The 3,599-nt window shown below is 41.8% G+C and carries 6 protein-coding genes; 4 read left to right on the top strand and 2 right to left on the bottom strand.

Translation table 11 applies throughout. The features are described 5' to 3' along the window. The first annotated feature begins 190 nt into the window (after positions 1-190). Genes folM through folX form a run of 3 tightly spaced genes read left to right on the top strand, consistent with a single transcriptional unit; the run spans position 191 to position 1,848 of the window. Positions 191-910 carry a dihydromonapterin reductase gene (gene folM / locus B2R65_RS16920; protein WP_096040946.1) on the top strand — a complete coding sequence of 240 codons (720 nt, stop codon included), beginning with the start codon at positions 191-193 and terminating at the stop codon, positions 908-910. 24 nt (positions 911-934) lie between these two features. Beyond that, the gene (gene folE / locus B2R65_RS16925) at positions 935-1,489 is read left to right on the top strand and encodes a GTP cyclohydrolase I FolE (RefSeq protein WP_286744606.1); all 555 of its coding nucleotides are present in this window, start codon (positions 935-937) and stop codon (positions 1,487-1,489) included. A gap of 2 nt (positions 1,490-1,491) precedes the next feature. After that, positions 1,492-1,848, top strand: coding sequence for a dihydroneopterin triphosphate 2'-epimerase (gene folX / locus B2R65_RS16930; protein WP_024032091.1), 357 nt, complete (start codon positions 1,492-1,494; stop codon positions 1,846-1,848). 2 nt (positions 1,849-1,850) lie between these two features. Here the strand turns inward: folX and B2R65_RS16935 are convergent, their stop codons facing one another. Together B2R65_RS16935 and B2R65_RS16940 are read right to left on the bottom strand one after the other, a co-directional pair. Continuing rightward, positions 1,851-2,285, bottom strand: coding sequence for a YqaA family protein (locus tag B2R65_RS16935; RefSeq protein WP_273611950.1), 435 nt, complete (start codon positions 2,283-2,285; stop codon positions 1,851-1,853). Positions 2,286-2,340: 55 nt separating this feature from the next. Next, complete coding sequence (locus tag B2R65_RS16940) at positions 2,341-2,706, bottom strand: DUF4870 domain-containing protein (protein WP_024032093.1); 366 nt, start codon at positions 2,704-2,706, stop codon at positions 2,341-2,343. A 181-nt stretch (positions 2,707-2,887) separates the two neighbouring features. On the opposite strand from B2R65_RS16940, the gene B2R65_RS16945 reads away from it, so the two are divergent. Further along, positions 2,888-3,589, top strand: coding sequence for a spondin domain-containing protein (locus tag B2R65_RS16945; RefSeq protein ID WP_096040944.1), 702 nt, complete (start codon positions 2,888-2,890; stop codon positions 3,587-3,589). Positions 3,590-3,599: the final 10 nt, after the last annotated feature.

Here is a 3,599-nt window from a genome sequence, read left to right on the forward strand (position 1 = left end):
AAAGCTAACTGATATTTATGTTCGAACTCAGCATAAGCGCCAACCCATTCCGACTATTTACGATGATTTATAACGGCTAAACAGCTAGTGCTGCGTATGCACTAGCTGATCTATTCACCGTATTGTTACGTAAAACAAAAAACTGATCTATAGTTAATTTTAACGCCTGCCAAAGAGAAAACTGCATTACATGACATCTCCTATTTTAATAACAGGCGCTGGTCAACGTATTGGCCTTGCGCTTGCTAAGCACTTTTTATCGCAAGGCCAAGCTATTATTATTACCTATCGTACGCGCCACGATGCAGTCGACGACTTAGAACAACAAGGCGCCGTATGCATACACGCCGACTTTAGCAGCGATGCCGGTATAGCTAGCTTTATTGAAACACTCAAACAGCAAACTCACTCTTTACGTGCCATTGTGCACAATGCCTCTAGCTGGGACTGCGAAGCCAGTAACCCTGATTTTTCGAGTTTGTTTGATAACATGATGCGCATTCATGCCAAAACACCGTATTTAATTAATAACGCCTGTGCACAGCTATTAATGGCATACCAAGCTGATGCTTGCACACCGGCTGACATTATTCATCTTACCGATTACGTTGTTGAAACAGGTAGCCCAAAGCACATTGCCTATGCCGCAAGTAAGGCTGCACTTGATAACTTAACCAAGTCGTTTAGCGCTAAGTACGCACCAAACATAAAGGTGAATTCGGTTGCGCCATCGTTGATTATTTTTAATCAGCACGATGACGAGGCTTACCGTGCTAAAACCCTTAAAAAATCTCTTATGGGTATAGAGCCAGGTTGCCAAGAAATTATTAATAGTATTGATTTATTACTGCGCAGCCACTACATCACAGGCCGCGCTTTGCCTGTGGATGGCGGTCGCCATTTAAAGTAGAACACACATTAAACTGAGAAATTTATGCATGACGATTTAAAGCAAAGCTACCAAAATATTATTACCGCTGTGGGTGAAGATGTAGGCCGAGAAGGTCTTCTCGATACACCAAAACGTGCAGCAAAAGCCATGGAGTATTTAACCAAAGGGTATCGTCAAACGCTTGATGAAATCACCAATAATGCTGTGTTTAGCTCAGACGCTGATGACATGGTACTTGTCCAAGATATAGAGCTTTATTCTATGTGTGAGCACCACCTATTACCTTTTATTGGGCGTTGCCATATTGCTTATATTCCCGATGGCAAAGTACTAGGCTTATCTAAATTTGCACGTATTGTTGATATGTTTGCGCGCCGCTTTCAGATACAAGAGCAACTTACTCATCAAATTGCTAAAGCAGTTGAAGAAGTAACCGGTGCTAAAGGCGTGGGTGTTATTGTTGAAGCTAAACACATGTGTATGATGATGCGCGGTGTAGAAAAGCAAAACTCAAGTATGCGTACCTCTGTAATGCTAGGTAACTTTAGAAGTGACTCTAAAACGCGTAACGAGTTTTTACAGCTTATTAAGGGTTAATTATGGCCAACGCAATTATTAACGTAACCAACTTACGCTTACGTACATTTATTGGTTTTAACCCAGAAGAACGGGAAAAAAAGCAAGATGTAGTGATTAATTTAGAAATTCACTACCCTGCTGATGACGCCTGTAAAACAGACGAAGTGGACCAAGCGCTTAACTATAAAGTGATCACCAAAGAGGTGATAAACCTAGTAGAGCAAGGGCACTTTTTGTTGCTTGAAAAGCTGGTTGCCGAAATACTTGCAGTATGCCATACACACCCAAGCGTGCATTACGCAAAAGCCAGAGTAGATAAACCGCATGCACTGCGCTTTGCCGACTCAGTTTCGCTCACGCTTGATTGGTCAAAGTAACTTTACAAAACTGCTTGTGCACCACTGGCAAGGGCAATAACGGCTAAATACCGCGCGCCTTTGCCAATGCTCACTAATAATAAAAACAGACTAAAACGCACTTTAAATATGCCGCCAATTACCGTTAGTGGGTCGCCCACAATCGGCAGCCAAGCAAACAGTAAGCTATATACCCCATATTTTTTAAATTGAGATTGCGCTTTTTCAATTCCCTTGGCTGATACCGGAAACCACTTTTTGTGCTTAAAACGCAGCACATGAGTTCCCAACCAATAATTAACACAACTTCCTAGCACATTACCTGAAGTAGCGGCTAACCACAGCAGCCACAGATTAGCTTTTGCTTGGCTTATCATGGTAACAAGTACTACTTCTGAAGAACTTGGTAATAAAGTAGCGGACACAAACGCACTAAAAAATAAGGTGATATAAAGCATTAAGTACTTAAAGTAAAAACCCAGCATACAGCTGGGTTTATTAAAGGGTCGTCATTTATTTTATCAAATTTAGACTCAGTGGGTAATTAAACTCTTTCCCTTCGTTGGCTTTAATACTGGCTAAAACCACCATGATAAAAGAAAAAATAGCCACTAAAGGCAGCAAAACGAGGCCGATTACGGCAAATACCAGTAAAAAACATACAAAGTAAGCTATAGCCATAGTAATTTGAAAATTAAGCGATTTTTTACCGTGTAAATCGACAATTGGCATTTCATCTTTTTTAATAAGCCATACCACTAATGGCCCAAGTATAGAGCCAAACGGAATAACAAAACCGGCTACAGCGCTTAAATGGCAAAGCATAGCCCATGTTTTTTCGTCTTTTGATAACGGCTCAAGCTGTTGATTTTCTTCCATTACGCTCTCCTTATTACTTAATACATACTGCCTTTTTATTGAGCAGGTGTCTATATAGAGGCAGCTATATTGTTAAATAACACGCCCTAACCCGCTGTGATAAAAAAGTGATAACTTTGTGAGAGTTTCTTGAGGTGGTTATTCAATACTTAGCCTGAATCATCACTTACAGGAAATAATAATGAAAGCTTCAGCATTTACAGTTGCAACCCTTTTAGCAGTAGCTAGCCAATCAACATTGGCAGCAGAGCTAGAAGTAGAAATTACTAACCTTACTAAAGGCCTTTATTTTACACCAGTACTAATAACAGCACACGATAGCGAAGATCAACTTTTTGAAGTCGCAACCGAAGCCTCTGCTGCACTACAGGCAATGGCTGAAGGCGGCGATATATCAGCACTTGTTACTCAAGCGTCAGCATCGAGTAGCGATATTGCAGAAAACCCAGCGGCGGGCCTTTTAGCACCCGCGGCATCTGCAACAGCAGAGCTCACAACTACCGATGGCAACGAATACCTATCTGTAGCGGCTATGTTACTGCCAACCAATGATGGCTTTGTAGGCCTTGATAGCTGGAAAGTTCCAACAGAAGCAGGCACCTACACTGTTTACCTCAATGGTTATGATGCAGGTACAGAAGCAAATAACGAACTTGTAGTAGAAGGCTCGGGTGCACCTGGTGTATTAGGTATTCCTGCTGCGCCGGGCGGCCAAGCAGGCACTAACGGTACAGGTATTACAACTGGCGATACAAATACGATGGTGCACATTCACCCGGGTGCCCTTGGCGATGATGACCTAGAAGGTGGAAACAGTGATTTGAATAACACTGTACACAGATGGTTAAACCCCGTTGCAAAATTAACTGTGACGGTTAAATAGGAGAGTTAAT

This window comes from Pseudoalteromonas sp. UBA2102 (genome assembly GCF_002331165.1).
Lineage (GTDB): Bacteria > Pseudomonadota > Gammaproteobacteria > Enterobacterales > Alteromonadaceae > Pseudoalteromonas > Pseudoalteromonas atlantica.